Raw genomic sequence first — 18320 nt, forward strand, 5'->3', positions numbered from 1 at the left:
TCACGGAAAGGGGGAAACGCCGACATGATGACCTCCCCCCGCATGCCCTCCGGGCTCATCAAGGACGGGCGCGGACAGCGCCTATGGAGAGAACTGACCGAGAAGTACTCCTTCTCCCCCGCCGAGCTGCGACTCCTCGAGACCGCCGCATACACGGCCGACCGGATCTCCAAGGAACGCCGCGCCATCGGCGGCCAGCTCACCACGAAGGGCTCCCAGGGACAGATCGTCGCCCACCCGCTCCTGCCCCAGCTGCGCGCGGACGAGGCGCATCTGATGAACCTGCTGGCAAAGCTTGATCTGCCCGACGACGAGCCGGCGCGCAACGAGGACGGAGACAGGTCCGCCCGCATGCGCGACGTCGCGCAAAGCAGGTGGCACAAGGCGTACGGGGAGGCATGATGGCAAGGCTGCTGAAACGAAGCGCAGCCTACATCCCCGACCGTCAAAGTGAATACGACGAGATCATCGCCTGGTATCGCGCCGCGCTCGACCATGAGCCGGCGCGCGCCTGGCATACGAACCCGACGCTGATCGGCCCCACCTGGCGGCGAGACGAGCACGGTTGGCTGCTGCCCGAACGGACGCTCGGCTGGAACCTGCTCGCATGGAGCGGCTACTGGCTGCGCGACTCGAAACGCCGCGCCCCGTGGAAGTGGACGCTCGAGCAGGCAAGGTTCTGGCTGTGGTACTACGCGCTCGACGAGCACGGCGTCCCATTGCACGACACCGCGGTCCTGCAGCGGCTCAAAGGGTGGGGCAAGGACCCGATGGCCGCCGGAGGGGCCGTGTGCTCCTGCTTCGCGGATCTCACGTTCGACCACTTCGACGGAGACGGAACACCCATAGGCCGCGACGAGCCCAACTCGTGGGTGCAGGTGTGCGCAGTCAGCCAGGAACAGACCAAGAACACGATGAAGCTGCTGCCCGGCCTCATCCCCGCGGAGACCCGCCGCCATTACGGCATCCAGCTGGGCAAGCTCAACATGTACGCGCTCGGCGACAGCCGACAGATCGAGGCCGTCACCAGTTCGCCGCTCGCATTGGAGGGCGGACGCCCCACGTTCCTGATCCGCAACGAGACGCAGAACTGGAACTCGTCGAACGGCGGCCACGACATGGACGGCGTCCTGTCCGGAAACGCCGCGAAGTCCGAGGCGAGCGTGAACGTGAAGACCCTCGACATCTGCAATGCCTACCGGGACGGCGAGGACTCCGTCGCCCAGCGTGTGCGGGAGGCGTGGGAGGGCACGCAGGGAGATCCCACGTCCTCCGATCAGGGACGACGCCCGAAGTACATGGATTTCGGCCTCCTTTACGATTCGATCGAGGCCGCGCCGGACACTCCCATGACCGAGGAGTCGATCCCGAAGGTCGTCGAGGACGTGCGCGGCGATTCGACCTGGCTGAGCACTGCGAAGATCGTCAAGGACATCATCAACCCGAAGAACCCCGTCAGCGAGTCCCGACGCAAATGGTTCAACCAGTGCGAGGCCCCCGAGGACGCGTTCGTCACCAGTCAGGAATGGGACGCGAACGAGCATCCCGAACTCAGGCTCGAGGCAGGCGAGGAGATCGTCATGTTCCTCGACTGCTCGCTGACCGACGACGCGACGGCGTTGGTGGCATGCCGCTTGTCCGACGGGTTCGTCAAACCGCTCGGCCTGTGGCAGCGGCCGCCGGGCAAGCGCGGCGACCAGTGGACCGTGCCCAGGGAGAGCGTCGACGACACCGTGCGCACCGCCATGGACCGGTATCGGGTCGTCGGCTTCTGGGGCGACCCCAGCCACGTGCTGGACGACGAGACCGGACTGCACTACTGGGATCCGCTGTTCGACCAGTGGCATCGCGACTTCTCGCGCAGGCTGCGCATCTGGGCGCAACCATCGGGCCGTGACCGGCATGCGGTCATGTTCGACATGGTCCGGCTGGACGTGCAGAAACGGTTCGTCGCCTACGTCGACCAGGCGTATACGGCGATCGTCGACCATGATTTCCCGCATGACGGGGACGCCAGACTGCGCGCCCACATGCTCAACGCACGCCGTCAGCCCACGCGCGCCGGCATGAGCATCGCCAAGGAGGGGCGCGAGTCCCGACGCAAGATCGATCTGGCGTTCTGCGCCATCGCCGCGCGTGGCATGCGGCGTGAATATCTGAACACGAGGAAACGAGGAGCCGGACAGGTATGGTGACCACCTCATACGAGAACGACGTGCAGGCGCTCGACGCGCTGCGCACCCTGTTGCTGCCGGCCTACGGCGACCAGCAGCCGGCACTGGACAGGATCGACCGCTGGTGGCGGTGGCATCCAAGGCCTATCCGGTTGAAGAAGGCCACACAGGAGCATCGCATGCTGCGGGACATGGGCGTTACCCCATGGCTCCGGCTCGTGATCACGACCATCAGCCAGACCCTTTACCTCGAAGGCGTAGACATCCCCGGCACCGAAGGTGATGCGGCGCGCGCGTTCTGGCATCCATGGGTCGCGAACCGGATGGGCCGCAAGCAGATGAGCCTGCACAAGGCCGCGATCGCGTACGGCACCGCGTACGCGTGCGTCCGCTCCGGAGCCAACGGTGCCGTGATCGACTGCTGCAGCCCCCGCGAGGGCATCGCCCTCTACGACGATCCGGCGCGCGACACGTGGCCGCAACTGTTCTGCCGGGTCCGCACGCTCTCACCGCAGGCGGAGAGCTATGAGCTGTGGGACGCGTGGAACGTGTGGGCGTGGGAGCGGCGCGAGGGCGCATACCGGTTCGCTGGCGTATCCCAGCATGACGCTCGGGATGCGAACGGCGATCCGGTCTGCCCCGTGGTCCGCTACCTCAACGACATCGATCTGCAGGGACGCGCCCCCGGCGAGGTCGAACCACTCATCCCTCTCGCAGGCCGGCTCAACAAGGACAACTATGATCGTCTGCTCGCCCAGCATTACAACAGCTGGAAGGTGCGGACCGCGACCGGCCTGGACATGAGCTCGCTGACCGACCAGCAGCGCGCCGACAAGAAGATGGATCTGCGGCAGGACGACATGCTCGTCGCCGGCGAGGGCGTCCAGTTCGGCACCCTGCCCGAGACCACGCTGTCCAGCCTCATCGAGGCAAAGCAGGCCGACGTGGAGGAGCTCGCCGCGGTCTCGCAGACCCCGACCACGGCGTTCGGCAAGCTCGTCAACGTCGGTGACGCCGGCATCGCGGAGAGCCGCGCCGGATTCTACGCCAAACGCGACGAACGGCAGAAATCGTTCGGGGTCAGCCACATGGACGTGCTGCGGTTGTGCTCGGCCGTCGAGGGCCGCATGCTGGACGCGTCCCGGTTCGACCTGACCCCGATCTGGGAGGACACGGACGTGAGGACCATCAACCAGGCGGTCGACGCGCTCGGCAAGGCCGCCCAGATGCTGGGAGTGCCCAGGCAGATGCTGTGGGACATGATCCCCGGCGTGTCCAAGTCACGCGCCGACAGCTGGCGGGAATACGCCGAAACTCACCCCGACGCCGACCTGCTCGCAGTCCAGGCGTATCAGACCCAGCTCGCCCCGGTCGCGGAGGTGTCGGATGGCGTTGACCAGTGAGGGCGCACTGCTGACCGACCAGCATCGACGCCGTCAGGTACGGCTCGCGATCGCGGCCGACAGTCGCGCACGCCGCATGTGGGACTCGACGCTCGACCTGAACGACCTCGAGGGCTCCCAGCCGGTCTGGCGTGAGACGATGCTCGACCTGCTGCAGACATGGTGGCAGATCAGCGCCGCCGACGCGGGCGAATATCTGCCACGTTTCCGTGAGGCCGAGACCGGTTCCACGAATGGCATCGAGGTGCGTTTGCCACGGTTCGACCGGAGGCATCTGGGCAGACAGCTCGAATGGGCCGGCATGCGGAACGTGCTGTGGCATATCGCCCGGGGGCAGACGCAGGAGGCCGCCTACGCGGCCGCACGCACCCTGTTCATCGGCATGTTCCATGAGGCCGTGCTGACCGGAGGACGCACCACGATCGAGAAATGGGCGAAAAAGGATCCGCGCGCCATCGGGTGGCGGCGCGTCTCGGACGGCCGCCCCTGCGCGTTCTGCGCAATGCTCGTCTCCAGAGGCCCCGTATACACCAGCCGGGAAAAAGCCCTCTCCACGAGGAACCCGGCGAGGGGAATCCCCGAGGGGACGCTGCACAAGTACCATCCGCACTGCGGGTGCACCATCGAGCTCGTGTACGGGGACTGGCAGCCGACCGAACGGGAACAGCAGTGGATCGACGACTACTATCGCAATGCCGAAAGCCTCCCCAAGGGCGAGCCGCGCACCTGGGACCGCATCCTGCCGCGAATGCGCCAGACCGGAGACTACCGGGATTCCGCATCCTACCGCAGTACGCCCGAATTCCTCGCCCAGCGGCGTCGGAAACGGTTCGAGAAGAAAATAGCGGATCTCTCCCGCGCTCCGGAACGGTCGAAACCAAAGGAGCCGAGTTCCGAAACCATCAAATGGCCCGACAATGTGCAACCGCCGAGTGAGACAGTCGCCAATCACATCCTGCACGGGGAGGGCGACGGCAAACGTGGGGGACACCTCTACGGAACCGGTGTAATCGGCAAGACCGAATTCCCCGAAGACTGGTCCGAAGAGGATGTCCTGCGCGCCATCAGTCAGGTCATGGCCGATCCCGACTGGACAGTACCCGCGAAGAACGAGCATGCGCTTCATTGGTTGGGCAAAACAATCAATGACGTCCAAGTCGAGGTCAAGGCCTACATGGTCGATGGCAAGTACATTATCAATCAAGCGTATCCGGTCGGGGGCAACGATGTCACCAGAAACACCCTCGATGGTAAAGTCGAAGCCAAACCCAGCAAGGCGAAACGGTGGGGGGAAGGAAGTCCGACATGACATTAAATGAGCTAGAAAGCCTTGCAGAGCAGTGCCTGGCGGTTGCCAAGGGGTTAGATGAAGACATGGAGGATGATGCGAGGGACGCCATCGCGGCTGGAGAACCGGAGTATGCCATGGCCAGCGTTCTCGACATGGCATACGCGCATCCTGAACTGTACGCGAAGCTCCCCCCCGAGGTCTACGAGCTGGCTCGGAACCCTGATTACGTAGTGCTCCACCGCTATCAGGGCCTGCTGGAGAAGCACCGTCAATAGCCACCTCCACACAACAGTTTTCAAAGCCATCATGGAAGTTCCATGATGGCTTTTCTTATGCCCGCAGGCCGGGCGGAAAGGAGCCGATCATGGCCGACGAGAACATCGAAGACCAGAACCCCGACGCCGTCGATACCGGAGAAAACACTCCCGACACGGACGGCGCGCCGAAACCGCCGTGGGAGCGCGACGGCGAGGAATTCAGCCCGGAGAAGGCATGGAGCCTGATCCAGCATCTGCGCGAGGACAACACGAGGCTCAAGGCGTCCAACGAGTCCAACTCCGCGAAGCTGCGCGAGATCGAGGACGCGAAGCTGTCCGAGCAGGAGAAACTGCAGCGAGACCTCGAGGAGGCCAAAGCCAGGCTTGCCGAGGCCGACATGGCCAAGGCGTGGGCCGAGGCACGTGCCGCCCACCCGCAACTGTCCGAGGACGACCTCGAACTCATCGGCGGGGGAAGCCCCGACGAGATCAAAGCCAAGGCCGCGAAGCTCGCGGCCCGCATCGCCGCGCAGGCCACGGCGAGTGAGAACCCCACCAACCCCGCGTTGCGCGCCAAGCCCACCGGAGGCATCGACCCGACAGTCGAACACTCCAAGGACTGGCTGCGCGACCGACTGACCAACCAGTAAGGAGAACCCATGGCAGACAATTTCGCCAGCCAGATCAACCGTGGGGATCTGGGCTCCAGCCTCATCCCCGACGAGGTGTCACAGGAGATCATCCAGACCATCCCCCAGTCCAGCGTGATGCTCACCCGAGCCAAGCGCATCAGCATGAGCAGCCGCAAGAAGACCCAGCCGGTGCTCGCGACCCTGCCCGACGCCTACTGGGTGCAGGAAGGTGCGCTCAAGCAGACCAGCAAGACCGGCTGGGAGGACGTGCAGATCACCGCCGAGGAGCTCGCCGTGATCGTCCCGATCCCCGACTCGGTGGTCGACGACGCGAAGATCAACCTGTGGCAGACCGTCAAGCCGCTCATCGCCGAGGCGTTCGGCAAGAAGATCGACGCGGCCGCGATCTTCGGCGTCGACAAGCCCGCCACTTGGGGCACCGATATCCTCGCCGGCGCGACCGCCGCCAAGAACACCGTCGCCCAGGGCACGGGCGTCGATCTCGCGCAGGACGTCGCCACGCTCGGCGAGACCCTGAGCCGTCAGGGGTTCGCCGTCAACGGCTTCGCCAGCCAGCCGGGCCTCAACTGGCAGCTCGTCGGTCTGCGTAACGCGCAGGGCACGCCGATCTACACGCCCAGCCTCGCGCAGGGCACGCCGGCCAGCCTGTACGGATACCCGCTCAACGAGGTCGCCAACGGCGCGTGGGATGCCACGAAGGGGGTGCTGCTCGCGGCCGACTGGTCCAAGTTCGTGATCGGCGTCCGCCAGGACATCACCTATCAGGTGTTCGACCAGGGAGTCATCAGCGACTCCACCGGCAAGGTCGTGTACAACCTCATGCAGCAGGACGCGAAGGCATTGCGCGTGGTCATGCGCGTCGGATTCGCCGTCGCCAACCCCGTGACCCGCACCGTGGCCAAGGGCAAGCAGTTCCCCGCCGGTTTCATCACCCCAAAAGCGGCGGCCTAGCGCCGACGGGCATCACGGTAGAACCTGATTCGATCAGCATGAGGGTCGGCGAAACCGCCACGGTGTCTTACCGAGTCCTGCCGGACGGTGTCCCGCAGGACGTGTCCGCGGAAACAGTGGATGCCGGCATCATCGAGATCGGAGAAGCATGACCGTGGAGCGACTCCCGGCGTTTGCCCAGGCGGACGCCCTGTCGGAATGGCTAGGCGAGCCCATCGCCGGCGACGACCTGAAACGCGCGGAACGCTGCCTGCGCGCCGCGAGCAACAGGATCCGCCGCTACACGAAACGCAGCTGGGTCGACGAGACGGGGAGCCTCCTCGACCCACTGCCCGAGGATCTCGAGGACGTGACGCTCGCCTGCGCCGGACGATTCTATATGAATCCCGGCGGCGAGACCTCGTGGTCACGGCAGATCGACGACGCCATGGACGGCGGCAGCAGGAAGGTCGACGAGGCCGGCCTGTACCTGACCGCCAGTGAAATGGCCACGCTCGACGACCTCGTCGCCGACCAGTCCCCGCTGATCGGCGGCATCGGCGTCATCGCATCCACCAGAGGCGAGACGCATAGTCTCGACATGAGCCGCATCTGGTTCGATGACGACGATCATCCCGGCTGCCTGCAGGCAAGGATCCTGCCATGAACGGGTTCACTCCGCCACGGCTCGACCGTTTGCGCAGGTGGGCGGAATCACTCATGACCGACCGGTGGCGCATCACCCGGTACACGGGATCCACAACCATCGACCCCGAGACCGGCGCAAGTGCACCCAGTGTCGAGACCGTCTGGGAGGGGCCGGGCAGGCTGCAGACGACTGGTGGTATCGCATCCGACCGTGTGAGCGCCACCGGGGAGACCGGCAACGTCGGCGGCAATGTCGCCGAATGGCCTCTCGTCCTGCACCTGCCCATGACCGCCATCGGGGTCAGGGAGAAGGATCTGGCCGAATGCGTCGAATCCATGGACCCGGAACTGGTCGGCCATCGCGTGCGACTGGTCAACCGCCAGTCCGAAAAGACGCATGCGACCGCCAGACGGTGGAACGTGCAGGAGATCCCGAAGGGAGGCGACTAGCATGCCGACGATCGACGTGTCCGAAGTGACCGAGCTGGCCGCACGGCTCGCGGCCGCGCCCAAACGCCGGCAGGCGCTCGTCTCGGCCGCCGTGAAGAAGGGCGCGCAGAACATCAAGACCGCGATCCAGGCGGACGTGCGCGCGTCCTCCGACAGCGGCATCCGCCGCATCCCCATCGCCTACGAGATGCGGCAAGAGGGCGTGATCAGCGAGGCCGACATCGCCCCCGTCAGGGGAGGCGCCGGCGGTCTCGCGAACATCGCGTTCTTCGGCACGTCCAAGGGCGGTGGCTCCCACCGGTTCTACGAGCACGGCATCGACGAGCTCGATACCACGGCCCGGTATGTGAGGGAGGCCGCGCGAGGATTATGAACCACATGGAGGCGAAACAACGAGTCCTCGCGCTCATGCCCGACATGTCCGGGTGGACCGTCTATCCGGACGGGGTGGCCACGGGCGCGCACCCACCGTGGATCGTCGTCCAATTCGACGAGATCGACCGCGGGCTGAGCGAGGCCGTCCGTGCGACGGGATGCCTGTGGAGGCTGACCATCCGGGTCGTCGGCGAAACCCCGGACGGGGTGAACGTCGCCTGCGCCCGGCTGCACGACCGGCTCGACGGGAGGATGCCCGACCGGATGGGCGCGCTCATCCCCTACTCGGACAGCAGCGTGTACGCGAGCGAACTCACCAACCCCAGCACGTCCACCGCATACGTGATGCGCGTGCTGACCTGGCGCGTCGGACAGTAGCCCCGATGCGCGAGAAACCCATCAGAGACCATGAAAGGGGCATCCAATGCCTAACACCATTACCGCGCATCTCGAGGACGGCCGCGTCAAGACCGTGTTCGTCGACACGATCGAGGACGTGTCCGCTCCGACCGTGACCGAACTGACCACGAACCCGCTCGACCTGTCCTACTGGCTGACCGCCGACGGGTTCAAGGCCACCCACTCCCAGGACATGATCGACGACGACCGTGAGGGAGCCGCCGCCGTTGGCCAGATTCCAGGACAGGAGAAATACACCGACACCAGCCTGCAGGTGATCGACAACATCAACATCAAGAACGGGGAGACCGCCGAGGACAACGCGGCCGTGGAGCGCCTCACGCAGGGCACGAAGGGATACATCGTGCGCCGTCGCGGCCTGCCGACCGACGATCCGTTCGCGGCCGGCCAGGTCGTGTCCGTCTATCCGGTGACGATCGGCATCAAGACCCCGGTCGCCCACGCGGCGAACCAGCGTCAGATGAGCACGATCTCGTTCGCCGCCGACCCGAGCTCGCAGGACGAGACCGCGGTGGTCGCCGCGGGAAAATAATGCCCTCAGCAATCCAGGCGTCGCCCGATCGTCTGACGCTGCGGGTGGGCGAAAGCCGGGTTGTTGAGGTTTCCGTCCTCCCCGAGGAGGCCAGCCAGGAGTATACGGCACGCATCCAGGACACCGGGATCGCCGTATTGGGGGGATCTGACCCGTCGCCGGACCCCAGTCCGAAACCGGTGACGGGCATCACTCTGGACCGCACGTCGTACTCCGGCGTGGCCGGTTCCACGCTCACGCTCCATGCGACGGTATCCCCGTCGGATGCGGACGATGCGACGGTGTCGTGGCGGTCGGACGCGACCGGCGTGGCGTCGGTGTCCGGCAACGGTGTCGTCGCGTTGCGCGCCGCTGGCAGGGCCGTGATCACCGCGTCCGCGGGAGGATACACGGCGTCGTGCGCAGTGACGGTGACCGCGGCCACGGTCTCCGTCCAGTCGGTCACCGTGGCCAGCCCCGACGGCGTGACCACGCTGGACGTCAACGGCACGCTGCAGTTGTCCGCCACGGTCCTGCCCGTGGACGCGACCGACCGCACGGTCACATGGTCCGCCAGTCCGACCACAGTGGCCACGGTCTCCCGGTCCGGGCTCGTGACCGGTGTCGAGGCCGGAACGGTCACCGTCACCGCGACGGCCGGCGGCAGGACCGGTTCGCTCACCCTCACCGTACGGGCCGTCACGGTGGAGCGGGAGAACCTGCTGACCACACCGCCATCACTGCCTCTGACGGCCAACGGTGTCACGATGAGCGCGAACGGGGACGGCTCCTACCATCTGAAGGGCACCGCCACCGCGTGGACCGGGTTCGCGTTCACGGCCAAGCAGATGAGCGCGGGAACCTACTCGCTCAAGTCCAGCAGCGCGAACCTGCTCAGCAACACCGGTGGAATCGGCTTCTGGGTCCGCCCCGACGAGCTGGACGCGCGCCGCGGGAACGTCACCCGCGAATACACGTCCACATGGTGGCAGAACGCGCAGATCAGCGTCAACGCAGGCACCAGCATCGACACCGACGTCACCCCCCGTCTCACGCGGGAGGACGACTAGAAAGGAAACTCATCATGGCTGAAACACTCAAGGGGGGGATTCGCGTCACCGGTGTCACGGCCGGTGAGACGACCCTGGTCCTGACCGCGGGCACCGTCACCGCGCGCGTGCCGGTCACCGTTTTGGAGAACTGGGCTGCACCGATCCTGGACGTGCTGCCGGTCACGGTCAACGGCGTGACCTACACGCGTGTCGACGCCGGCATACGCATGACCGGCACGAGCACCAGCACGAGTCCGGGCGAGCCGAACGCACCGATCAGCCTGCCCGCGGGACGCATCCGTCTGACGGGAGTCCCCTCGGGCGTGGGAGTCAAGGTCGAACCCAAGGGCAGCGGCACCGGTGTGATTGACACAAGAGCCGGCCTGCTCGAAGCCGACGTCACCGCCGGGCAGTACACGTTCCGCCTGTTCGCGGTCACGACCCGGCCGATCGACGTGACGTTCCTGCCCGTGCTCGAAACCATCACCACCTGAGCCCCTATGACAGGGGCTCCCTTATCCGAGAGGAGACCCCGTCATGGGATCCATCACCGTCACCGGGCTGGCCATGGGCGACACCAGCCTGACCATCACCAGCAAAACCGTGCCGTCCGTCAAAACCACCGTGCCGGTCACCGTCCAATCCCGCAATCTGCTCTCCTACGGTCCCGCACGGGAGAACGGCCTGACCGTCAGCGTGAACGATGACGGCAGCCTGCACGTCAGCGGACAGACCACCGCCGCCAATCAGGGCATCAAATGGCGGTTCCCTATCCCCGACGACGTCCGGGGAAAGACCGTCACCTACCGTCTGGCCAGCGCGCCCGCGGGCGTGTACTGCTACGCGCAGTCACGCAACACGGGAGGCGTGCTCTCCACGTTCCTGATCTCGGACCCCACCCATACGCTGTCGGCCGAGGCGACCGAGATCGAATTCCGCGTCGCGACCAACACCACCAACCCGGTCGACGGGGACATCCGCGTGCAGATCAACCCCGGCGAGACCGCTACCACATGGATGAGGCCCGACGACACAAGCCTCTCGGGGGGGGGCTTGAGCTAGCCAACCTCTGGCCGGCCATCCCCTCGGGCACACGCAACGGCGTCACCCTCACCGCGCTCGGGGACGGCTCCTACACCACATCGGGCGAATTCTCCACATGGGCTACGTTCGAACAATTCCTGACCCTCGAGGCCGGCCGGTACACCATCGAGTGGTCCTCCGGCCTGACATCGCTCAACTCGTGGGACCTGATCCTGCAAATCGCCCCCGCACCCAGCGGCGACGCGCTCATCAAACCCGGCACACCGGCCACCAGCCTGCCGGCAGGCATGTACCGCGCCCAGATCAACGTCAACAGCCAATCCGGGATCGGCCGCACCATCACCCCCATACTCGTCAAAATCGACTAAACCAACCCCTGCAAGAGGAGGCAACATCACATGACTGTGACCGTACAGCAGCCGATCGGCTCGCACGACATCGTCACCGATCTCAACACGCTGCGAGAAACCATCATCCTGGCCGACAGGATCAGCCAGCTCGACAAGACCGGCGGCATGACCGAGGCCGAAACCTCCACCGCACGCGAGGAACGCGACCGGATCACCAGCCAGTTACGAGACCTCGTCGACAAGGTGCGCGAGAGCACCATCACCATCCGTCTGCGCGGCCTCCGCTCCTCGGAATGGAACCAGTACATCCTGCAGTGCACGCGCACCGTCGACGGCAAGCCCGTCAAGGACGGCAACAAGCTCCTGCGTCTCGCCGTCCCAAGCATGGTGGAGGGCGTCCTCAACCATACCGGCGTTCCCATCACCATGAGCGACACTGACCTCAACACGTTGCTCGAATCCCTCGCCGACACCCAGTCGTACGAACTGCTGCAGACCATCCAGACGCTGAACTCACCCGCCGTCAGCCTCCCAAAAGACGTGACGCGCCTGACCGCATAACCCACCTCTCCGAGCAGCTCGGCAACAATCCCGAACTACTCGCCCGGCTCCGCTGCGCGAAATCACTGGGCATCAGCCTCAAACGATTCGAAGGATGGATCTCCACACCGGACGACCCGACTGAATGGGACGACAGAGAGCGCGCATGGATGCTCGCACTGCAGGCATACGAAGCCAGACTGTGCCCGGTATGCGGCATGGACAGCCGTATCTGCCATGACGAAACCCGATTCCAAAGCATGAGGGCGAAAGGCCGGGTGGAAGTGTGCTTCGCCAGGTACGAGCGTAACCGTGCTCTCGACGAGTATCGCGGATCCGGGCAGGCGGACCCGCTCGCCGAGGGAGCGATCACCGTCGGACTGACCGCTCCACCACCGGACATATTCGAGGAGGATCAGCCATCATGGCGTTGAATGAGAACATCATGATCCGGCTTATGGCCGACACGAGCAACTACACGACCCGGATGGCGGCCGCATCCAAGCAGGCCAGCGCGTTCGGCGACGCACTCGAGAAGCCGATGAGCACGCAGGAGCGGCTCGCCGCCGGAGCGACCAAGGCCGGATTGGCGATCGGCGCGGTCAGCGCGGCGATCGGCGTGGCCGCGATCACCACGTTCGCCCAGTTCGACGCCGCCATGAGCACGGTGCAGGCCAACACAGGAGCCAGCGCCCGTGAAATGGACGCGCTCCGTCAGGCCGCCATCGACGCCGGAGCCAACACCGTGTACAGCGCATCCGAAGCCGCCGACGCGATCAACGAGCTCGGCAAGGCCGGCATGAGCACCAGCGACATCCTCTCCGGCGGACTCACCGGCGCACTGAACCTCGCAGCGTCCGACGGCATGCAGGTAGCCGAGGCCGCCGAACTCATGAGCTCGGCCATGGCCCAGTTCAACCTCACCGGCACGGACGCGGGCCGCGTGGCCGACGCCCTCGCCGCCGGAGCCGGCAAGGCGCAGGGCTCCGCCCGCGACCTCGGATACGCATTGCAACAGTCCGGCATGGTCGCCAACAGCTTCGGCATCGGCATGGAGGAGACCGTCGGCACGCTCACCGCGTTCGCCAACGCAGGCATGATCGGATCCGACGCCGGAACCTCACTGAAAACCATGCTCATCAGCCTCGCCAACCCATCCGACAAGGCCGCCGCGCTCATGCAGGAGCTCGGCATCAACGCATACGACGCCCAGGGCAACTTCATTGGTCTGGGCGCGCTTGCCGGCCAGCTCCAGACCCAGTTGGGTGGATTGTCGCAGGAGCAGCGCAACCAGGCGCTGGCCACGATCTTCGGGTCGGATGCGATCCGCGCCGCGAACGTCCTGTACAACGAGGGCGCGGACGGCATCCAGGAGTGGACCGACGCGGTGGCCGACTCCGGGTATGCGGCAGAACAGGCCGCGGCCAAGAACGACAATCTCAAGGGCGATCTCGAAAATCTGAGCGGTTCGGTCGAGTCCATGCTCATCACCATCGGCTCGGGCGCGGACGGCGTATTGAGGGACACTGTCCAGACGCTGGATATGCTCGTCGACGCGTTCTCCGACCTGCCCGCGCCGGTCCAGCAGGGCACGATCATGTTCGGCCTGATGGTCGGCGCGACCGCCGGACTGCATCAGATGTTCGGCGGGCTCGCCACGTCCACCAGCCAGACCGGCCGCAGCATGGGCCTGCTGCTCGACCCCGTGCAACGGTTGAGCACGGCGGCACCACAATTGTCGGACGGGTTCCGGCAGTTGGTCGGCGCGGCCACTGGCGCCGGTACGGGCATCCAGAGCCTGTCCGGTTCCGCGGGCCGTGCGCAGGCGGCGATGGGTGGGCTGAAAAACATTGGCGGCGGTATCGTCAGCATGCTCGGCGGCCCGTGGGGCATCGCCCTGACCGTCGCCGGCGTCGCGCTCACCCAGTGGGCCGCGAAGGCGCGGAAGGCCAGGCAGGACGCCGAACAGCTGCAGAATGCGATCGAGTCGTCCGCGGACGTGGGCGAGCAGATGGTCCACATGACCCAGCAGATCGATTTCAACTGGCTCGACCGGATGCAGACCGGCAGCTCCAACATGAGCGACCTGCTCGACAAGGCCGGCATCAGCATGGAAACGTTCGTGCGCGCCGCCCAGGGGTCCAAGACGGCGATCGACGAGGTCAACGAGGCCCTGAAGAACATGAACAAGGACGGTGGGGACACGAGCATGACCCCCGCCGCCAACAAGATCCGGAACAGTCTTAACGAGCTGAGTGAGGCGTACGGGACCGCGACCGAGGGTGCGGCCGAGGCCAAGAGCGCGACCGACGCTCTCAACGCGACCAACGGGGAGGGAGCCGCGGCGGCGGGGAGTGCGGCCGACGCGCAATCCCAGCTCGCCGGCAGCGCGGCCGAGACCGCCGACGCGGAAAGCCTGCTCACCGACGCGATGGGCGCGACCAAGGATGCGGTCAGCGAGACGGCCGGCGCGTGGGGCGAGGTCATCAGTGCGATGGAAACCTACTACGGGTTCAGCCTGAACGCGTCGGACGCGCTCATCGCCATGCACTCCGCGTTCGACAAGGCCACCGAGGCCGCGCGCGAGAACGGCGCGACCCTCGATCTCAACACCGAGAAGGGGCGCAACAACCAGAGCGCGCTCAACGACGTCGCGTCCAGCGCGTTGAAGGCGGCTCAGGCGCAGGCCGAGAACGGCGCCAGCATGGACGACATCAACGCCACGCTCGACGACGCGCGCAACCGGTATATCGAGGCCGCGAGGGCCATGGGCATGACACCGGAGGCCGCCGATGCGGCCGCGTCCGCCGCAGGCCTGACGTCCGAGAAGTTCCGTGAGCTGGCCGAAGCGGCCGGTCTCGTGCCCGACGACGTCAACCTCAACGTCAACGCGAACACCGGCGAGGCCGAGGGGCGACTGCAGGAGCTCGGCATCACCGTCGAGACCCTGCCCGACGGGACAGTCCGGATCGGAGGCGACAACACCGAGGCGATCAACGCGATCGCGTTCGTCAACGGGCTGTCCGTCGACGAGAAGACCGGCGCCCTGACCATGGACAAAAGCCAGTACGACATCGCCCTCGCCCTGGCCAACGGCGCGAGGATCGACGAGAAGACCGGCAAGCTGCTCGGCGACGGCTCCGACCTGCTCAACAAGGTCGCCCAGGCCAACGGGTGGAAGATCGACCCGAAGACCGGTGTGATCAGCGGCAACAACGGGGACTTCATGGCCAAGAAGAAGGCCGTGGAGGACACCAAGATCGGCGACAAGACCGTCAAGGTCGGAGCCGACACGAGCAGCTTCTGGGGCAGCGTCAACGGGATCCTCAACCGCGTGTTCTCCGTCAACGTGAGCGCGTCGGAAGGCAAGGCGCATGGCGGCATCATCGGATACGCGACCGGCGGCCGCATCCCCCGGTACGCGGACGGCGGCTATCAGGGGCTCGTACGCGGGATCGGCAGCAAGATCAGCGACAGCAACCTGATCCTTGCATCCCGCGGCGAGTACATGATCCAGGCGCGCGCCGTCGACCATTACGGGGTCGCCGCGATGGACGCGATCAACGGCATGCGATGGAATCCCGACTCCGGCGTGAAATACACGGTCGCGCCAACGATCCTGACCGACAATCCGCAGACGGTCGAGACAAGCCGGCAGATCATCGACGCGATCGACCGGCTGCGCCGCGACCTCGGCCCAACGATCAGCACATACGCGCCACGACTGGGGGAACGCGACTTCAACCGGCTCACATGGAGGGCCCAGCGATGAGAACATTCACCTATACGAGCGGCGTGGACCCGACCACGACGGTCGACCTGGCCGACCCCGAGTCCATCATGATCGGGCAGATCCGCGACCTGCGCACGACCGGATGGAACGTGGACACCGATTATCGGACCGTCACGTCCGCGATCCGGGAGGCGCGGGAGGCCGAGGCCACGGCCAACTGCCCCAGCCTCGAGGCGCTCGACCGGGCGGTCATGGTGTTCGACGCCGACCTCGCGGGACTCGACAACGGGCAGGGCAGACGCACCGCCGGCACGCTCACGGTGGACGGATGGACGCAGAAATGCCTCGTCCCACGAGTCAAACCGTCGATCACGTTCCACGGGTTCGCCCAATGCGACATCACGTTCCTCCTGCTGGACGGCGTGTGGCGACACGACATGGACACGCTCCACTACTGGCCCGCATCCACGTCGGGAGGTGCCGCCGATCTCGACCTGCCCACCGACATGCCGTTCGACCTCGCCGGCGGCGCGAAGATCGACACGCTCGTCAACACGAGCCTGCTGCCACGCCCATGGCGGATGACCATATTCGGCCCGGCCACCAACCCGTCGATCGTGATCGGCGGGAACACCCACCAGATCGACGTGACCATCCCCGCTGGCGGATACCTGCTCATCGACGCGATCGACAACGAGAAGCAGGTGCTGCTCGTCGACCAGAACGGCAACCGCGCCAACGTGCTCGACAAGGCGCGTCGCGGCACCGGGCAAGGCAGCGGCGAATACATCTTCGAACGCATCCCCGCCGGCACGAGCGCGCTGAGCTGGTCCAACAGCTTCGGTTTCGATCTGACCGTCGTGGAGGAAAGGAGCGTGCCCCCATGGTCGAACTGATCGTCACCGACCAGCGGCACACGCCCATTGCGGCCATCGACTCGTTCAATCTCGACCTCGCGTACGGGGACGAGGAGAACGATTTCGAGCTGCTCGCCCCGTTCCTGCCCGACGCTGGCGCGTTCATCGGCATCGACGGCACCGAATACGGCGGGATCATCGAACAACGCTCGTCGGACGGGTCCGCGAGGGGCCGTACATGGCATGGCATCCTCGCCGGCAAGATCCTCGCCCCCGACACAGGCCAGGACTACCTGACCGTCAACGGGACCGCGGCGACCATCCTCAACCAGCTGTTCGCCCGCATGGGACTGCAGGACCTGTTCGAGGGGGTCTCCCCGAAAACGGACATCACGATCAACTCCTACCGGTTCGAACGGTATGTCGACGCCTACACCGGCATCCGCGCCATGCTCGCCAGCGTCGGCGCGAAACTCCATCTCATGTGGGCGGAAGGCACCGTCATGGCCAGCGCCCTGCCACGCGCCACATACGGGGACACGATCGACTCCGACCTGCTCGAGTTCGACAGCACCCGCGACCACCGGCCGATCAACCACCTCATCGGCCTGGGCGAGGGGGAGCTGCGCGACCGCGCGGTCACCCACTGGTACGCCGACAGAACCGGCAAGGTCAGCCAGACCCAATCCCTGTTCGGATTGGACGAACGGACCGCGATCTACGACTACTCGAGCGCCAAGATCGACGATCTTAGGGAGGACACCGAGAAGAAGCTCAAGGAGCTGCAGACGCAGGGCGAGATCTCGGTCACCCTGCGAGCCGGCAGTGGCATCGAGTTCGACATCGGCGATACCGTCACCAGTCGTGATCAGACACTCGGCATCGATGTGACCGCCACCGTCACCAAGAAGATCATCAAGGTCGATTCGGGCGTGCTGTCCGTCGACTACGAGATCGGATCCACGAGCACGTCCAAGTCCTCATGGTCCGGCAGCGCCGAGACCAGCAGCGGCGGAGGCGGCGGAGGCGGAACTGTCGGCATCGTCGCCGGAGACGGCATCACGATCACGAACGGCAACAGGATCAACGCCGTGGTCACCCAATCCAAGCTCGACGCGGTAAGGGCGCTGGCCGAGGAGGCCAACACGACGGCCAGCGGATACGCCGAACAGATCGGACAGGCCCAGCAGACCGCGGCAAACGCCGTCGCCACTGCCAACCAGAGCGTCCGCAACCTGAACGGCACATCGCCGATCCACGTATGGAGAAGCGACGACAAGGCGACGGCCACCGTGTACGCGGATACCGCCACGCAGAACGCCGACGGCATGATGAGCGCCTCGGACAAGACCAAGCTCGACGACATCAGCCCGTACGCGAACCATTACACGCTGCCCGCGGCCACCCTGGACACGCTCGGTGGCGTCAAACCCGACGGCAGCACCATCACCATCACCAATGACGGGACCATCACCGCTCACACGACGGGAAGCGGGGGCGGGCTCACGTTCCCGGTCGGCTACATCGTGCGCAACACCACCGGGGAGAATCCGGGCAGCGTGTTCGGCGGCACCTGGCAGGAACTGCCATCACTGGGCGCGTACACGTGGGAACGAATCAAATAGAAAGGAT

21 protein-coding genes are annotated in these 18320 nt (G+C 65.8%); all 21 read left to right on the forward strand.

From position 1 onward, the window contains the following. Positions 1-24 precede the first annotated feature (24 nt). The 21 genes from BTIS_RS05520 to BTIS_RS05620 all read left to right on the forward strand — a co-directional run bounded on the left by BTIS_RS05520 (position 25) and on the right by BTIS_RS05620 (position 18313). Positions 25-402 (forward strand): hypothetical protein, encoded by a 378-nt coding sequence (locus BTIS_RS05520; RefSeq protein WP_094663449.1) that lies wholly within the window; start codon positions 25-27, stop codon positions 400-402. After that, positions 399-2195: a terminase gene (locus tag BTIS_RS05525; protein ID WP_245819324.1), complete on the forward strand. Its 1797-nt coding sequence runs from the start codon at positions 399-401 to the stop codon at positions 2193-2195. Before BTIS_RS05520 ends, BTIS_RS05525 begins: the two co-directional genes overlap by 4 nt. After that, complete coding sequence (locus tag BTIS_RS05530) at positions 2189-3577, forward strand: phage portal protein (RefSeq protein WP_245819325.1); 1389 nt, start codon at positions 2189-2191, stop codon at positions 3575-3577. The genes BTIS_RS05525 and BTIS_RS05530 overlap by 7 nt, the downstream gene beginning before the upstream one ends. Continuing rightward, positions 3561-4886, forward strand: a complete 1326-nt coding sequence (locus BTIS_RS05535) for a VG15 protein (protein WP_094663739.1) — start codon at positions 3561-3563, stop codon at positions 4884-4886. The genes BTIS_RS05530 and BTIS_RS05535 overlap by 17 nt, the downstream gene beginning before the upstream one ends. Next, positions 4883-5143, forward strand: coding sequence for a hypothetical protein (locus BTIS_RS05540; RefSeq protein WP_094663451.1), 261 nt, complete (start codon positions 4883-4885; stop codon positions 5141-5143). The genes BTIS_RS05535 and BTIS_RS05540 overlap by 4 nt, the downstream gene beginning before the upstream one ends. Before the next feature lie 89 nt (positions 5144-5232). Further along, positions 5233-5775 carry a hypothetical protein gene (locus tag BTIS_RS05545; protein WP_094663453.1) on the forward strand — a complete coding sequence of 181 codons (543 nt, stop codon included), beginning with the start codon at positions 5233-5235 and terminating at the stop codon, positions 5773-5775. 9 nt (positions 5776-5784) lie between these two features. Then, on the forward strand, positions 5785-6729 hold the full coding sequence (locus tag BTIS_RS05550) for a phage major capsid protein (RefSeq protein WP_094663455.1): 945 nt from the start codon (positions 5785-5787) through the stop codon (positions 6727-6729). Positions 6730-6877: 148 nt separating this feature from the next. Beyond that, positions 6878-7375, forward strand: a complete 498-nt coding sequence (locus tag BTIS_RS05555) for a hypothetical protein (RefSeq protein ID WP_245819326.1) — start codon at positions 6878-6880, stop codon at positions 7373-7375. Next, positions 7372-7806 (forward strand): DUF6093 family protein, encoded by a 435-nt coding sequence (locus tag BTIS_RS05560; protein WP_094663457.1) that lies wholly within the window; start codon positions 7372-7374, stop codon positions 7804-7806. The genes BTIS_RS05555 and BTIS_RS05560 overlap by 4 nt, the downstream gene beginning before the upstream one ends. 1 nt (position 7807) lies before the next feature. Further along, positions 7808-8179, forward strand: coding sequence for a hypothetical protein (locus tag BTIS_RS05565; protein ID WP_094663459.1), 372 nt, complete (start codon positions 7808-7810; stop codon positions 8177-8179). Between the two features lie 5 nt (positions 8180-8184). Continuing rightward, on the forward strand, positions 8185-8559 hold the full coding sequence (locus BTIS_RS05570; protein WP_143248884.1) for a hypothetical protein: 375 nt from the start codon (positions 8185-8187) through the stop codon (positions 8557-8559). A 46-nt stretch (positions 8560-8605) separates the two neighbouring features. Further along, complete coding sequence (locus BTIS_RS05575) at positions 8606-9133, forward strand: phage tail tube protein (protein WP_094663463.1); 528 nt, start codon at positions 8606-8608, stop codon at positions 9131-9133. Beyond that, positions 9133-10182 (forward strand): Ig-like domain-containing protein, encoded by a 1050-nt coding sequence (locus BTIS_RS05580; RefSeq protein ID WP_094663465.1) that lies wholly within the window; start codon positions 9133-9135, stop codon positions 10180-10182. Before BTIS_RS05575 ends, BTIS_RS05580 begins: the two co-directional genes overlap by 1 nt. A gap of 14 nt (positions 10183-10196) precedes the next feature. Next, a complete protein-coding gene (locus tag BTIS_RS05585; RefSeq protein ID WP_094663467.1) occupies positions 10197-10658 on the forward strand; it encodes a hypothetical protein in 462 nt (153 codons plus the stop codon). A gap of 43 nt (positions 10659-10701) precedes the next feature. Then, positions 10702-11226 carry a hypothetical protein gene (locus tag BTIS_RS05590; protein WP_094663469.1) on the forward strand — a complete coding sequence of 175 codons (525 nt, stop codon included), beginning with the start codon at positions 10702-10704 and terminating at the stop codon, positions 11224-11226. Next, complete coding sequence (locus BTIS_RS05595; RefSeq protein ID WP_094663471.1) at positions 11178-11576, forward strand: hypothetical protein; 399 nt, start codon at positions 11178-11180, stop codon at positions 11574-11576. The genes BTIS_RS05590 and BTIS_RS05595 overlap by 49 nt, the downstream gene beginning before the upstream one ends. A gap of 30 nt (positions 11577-11606) precedes the next feature. Beyond that, positions 11607-12119, forward strand: coding sequence for an RNA-dependent RNA polymerase family protein (locus tag BTIS_RS05600; RefSeq protein ID WP_094663473.1), 513 nt, complete (start codon positions 11607-11609; stop codon positions 12117-12119). A 149-nt stretch (positions 12120-12268) separates the two neighbouring features. Further along, entirely contained in the window at positions 12269-12532 is a 264-nt protein-coding gene (locus tag BTIS_RS05605; RefSeq protein ID WP_094663475.1) for a hypothetical protein, read from the forward strand. Continuing rightward, on the forward strand, positions 12523-15870 hold the full coding sequence (locus BTIS_RS05610; RefSeq protein ID WP_094663477.1) for a phage tail tape measure protein: 3348 nt from the start codon (positions 12523-12525) through the stop codon (positions 15868-15870). Before BTIS_RS05605 ends, BTIS_RS05610 begins: the two co-directional genes overlap by 10 nt. Continuing rightward, entirely contained in the window at positions 15867-16727 is an 861-nt protein-coding gene (locus BTIS_RS05615) for a hypothetical protein (protein WP_094663479.1), read from the forward strand. The genes BTIS_RS05610 and BTIS_RS05615 overlap by 4 nt, the downstream gene beginning before the upstream one ends. Continuing rightward, the gene (locus BTIS_RS05620; RefSeq protein WP_094663481.1) at positions 16715-18313 is read left to right on the forward strand and encodes a head fiber protein; all 1599 of its coding nucleotides are present in this window, start codon (positions 16715-16717) and stop codon (positions 18311-18313) included. The genes BTIS_RS05615 and BTIS_RS05620 overlap by 13 nt, the downstream gene beginning before the upstream one ends. Positions 18314-18320 lie beyond the last annotated feature (7 nt).

This window comes from Bifidobacterium tissieri, assembly GCF_002259645.1.
In the GTDB taxonomy this organism is placed as follows: Bacteria; Actinomycetota; Actinomycetes; order Actinomycetales; family Bifidobacteriaceae; genus Galliscardovia; species Galliscardovia tissieri.

What these genes read in the sequence shown, in the direction of transcription:
- BTIS_RS05520 (WP_094663449.1), top strand. Translation starts at nt 25, where the DNA reads ATGATGACCTCCCCCCGCATGCCCTCCGGGCTCATCAAGGACGGGCGC.
- BTIS_RS05525 (WP_245819324.1), top strand. Translation starts at nt 399, where the DNA reads ATGATGGCAAGGCTGCTGAAACGAAGCGCAGCCTACATCCCCGACCGT.
- BTIS_RS05530 (WP_245819325.1), top strand. Translation starts at nt 2,189, where the DNA reads ATGGTGACCACCTCATACGAGAACGACGTGCAGGCGCTCGACGCGCTG.
- BTIS_RS05535 (WP_094663739.1), top strand. Translation starts at nt 3,561, where the DNA reads ATGGCGTTGACCAGTGAGGGCGCACTGCTGACCGACCAGCATCGACGC.
- BTIS_RS05540 (WP_094663451.1), top strand. Translation starts at nt 4,883, where the DNA reads ATGACATTAAATGAGCTAGAAAGCCTTGCAGAGCAGTGCCTGGCGGTT.
- BTIS_RS05545 (WP_094663453.1), top strand. Translation starts at nt 5,233, where the DNA reads ATGGCCGACGAGAACATCGAAGACCAGAACCCCGACGCCGTCGATACC.
- BTIS_RS05550 (WP_094663455.1), top strand. Translation starts at nt 5,785, where the DNA reads ATGGCAGACAATTTCGCCAGCCAGATCAACCGTGGGGATCTGGGCTCC.
- BTIS_RS05555 (WP_245819326.1), top strand. Translation starts at nt 6,878, where the DNA reads ATGACCGTGGAGCGACTCCCGGCGTTTGCCCAGGCGGACGCCCTGTCG.
- BTIS_RS05560 (WP_094663457.1), top strand. Translation starts at nt 7,372, where the DNA reads ATGAACGGGTTCACTCCGCCACGGCTCGACCGTTTGCGCAGGTGGGCG.
- BTIS_RS05565 (WP_094663459.1), top strand. Translation starts at nt 7,808, where the DNA reads ATGCCGACGATCGACGTGTCCGAAGTGACCGAGCTGGCCGCACGGCTC.
- BTIS_RS05570 (WP_143248884.1), top strand. Translation starts at nt 8,185, where the DNA reads ATGGAGGCGAAACAACGAGTCCTCGCGCTCATGCCCGACATGTCCGGG.
- BTIS_RS05575 (WP_094663463.1), top strand. Translation starts at nt 8,606, where the DNA reads ATGCCTAACACCATTACCGCGCATCTCGAGGACGGCCGCGTCAAGACC.
- BTIS_RS05580 (WP_094663465.1), top strand. Translation starts at nt 9,133, where the DNA reads ATGCCCTCAGCAATCCAGGCGTCGCCCGATCGTCTGACGCTGCGGGTG.
- BTIS_RS05585 (WP_094663467.1), top strand. Translation starts at nt 10,197, where the DNA reads ATGGCTGAAACACTCAAGGGGGGGATTCGCGTCACCGGTGTCACGGCC.
- BTIS_RS05590 (WP_094663469.1), top strand. Translation starts at nt 10,702, where the DNA reads ATGGGATCCATCACCGTCACCGGGCTGGCCATGGGCGACACCAGCCTG.
- BTIS_RS05595 (WP_094663471.1), top strand. Translation starts at nt 11,178, where the DNA reads ATGGATGAGGCCCGACGACACAAGCCTCTCGGGGGGGGGCTTGAGCTA.
- BTIS_RS05600 (WP_094663473.1), top strand. Translation starts at nt 11,607, where the DNA reads ATGACTGTGACCGTACAGCAGCCGATCGGCTCGCACGACATCGTCACC.
- BTIS_RS05605 (WP_094663475.1), top strand. Translation starts at nt 12,269, where the DNA reads ATGCTCGCACTGCAGGCATACGAAGCCAGACTGTGCCCGGTATGCGGC.
- BTIS_RS05610 (WP_094663477.1), top strand. Translation starts at nt 12,523, where the DNA reads ATGGCGTTGAATGAGAACATCATGATCCGGCTTATGGCCGACACGAGC.
- BTIS_RS05615 (WP_094663479.1), top strand. Translation starts at nt 15,867, where the DNA reads ATGAGAACATTCACCTATACGAGCGGCGTGGACCCGACCACGACGGTC.
- BTIS_RS05620 (WP_094663481.1), top strand. Translation starts at nt 16,715, where the DNA reads ATGGTCGAACTGATCGTCACCGACCAGCGGCACACGCCCATTGCGGCC.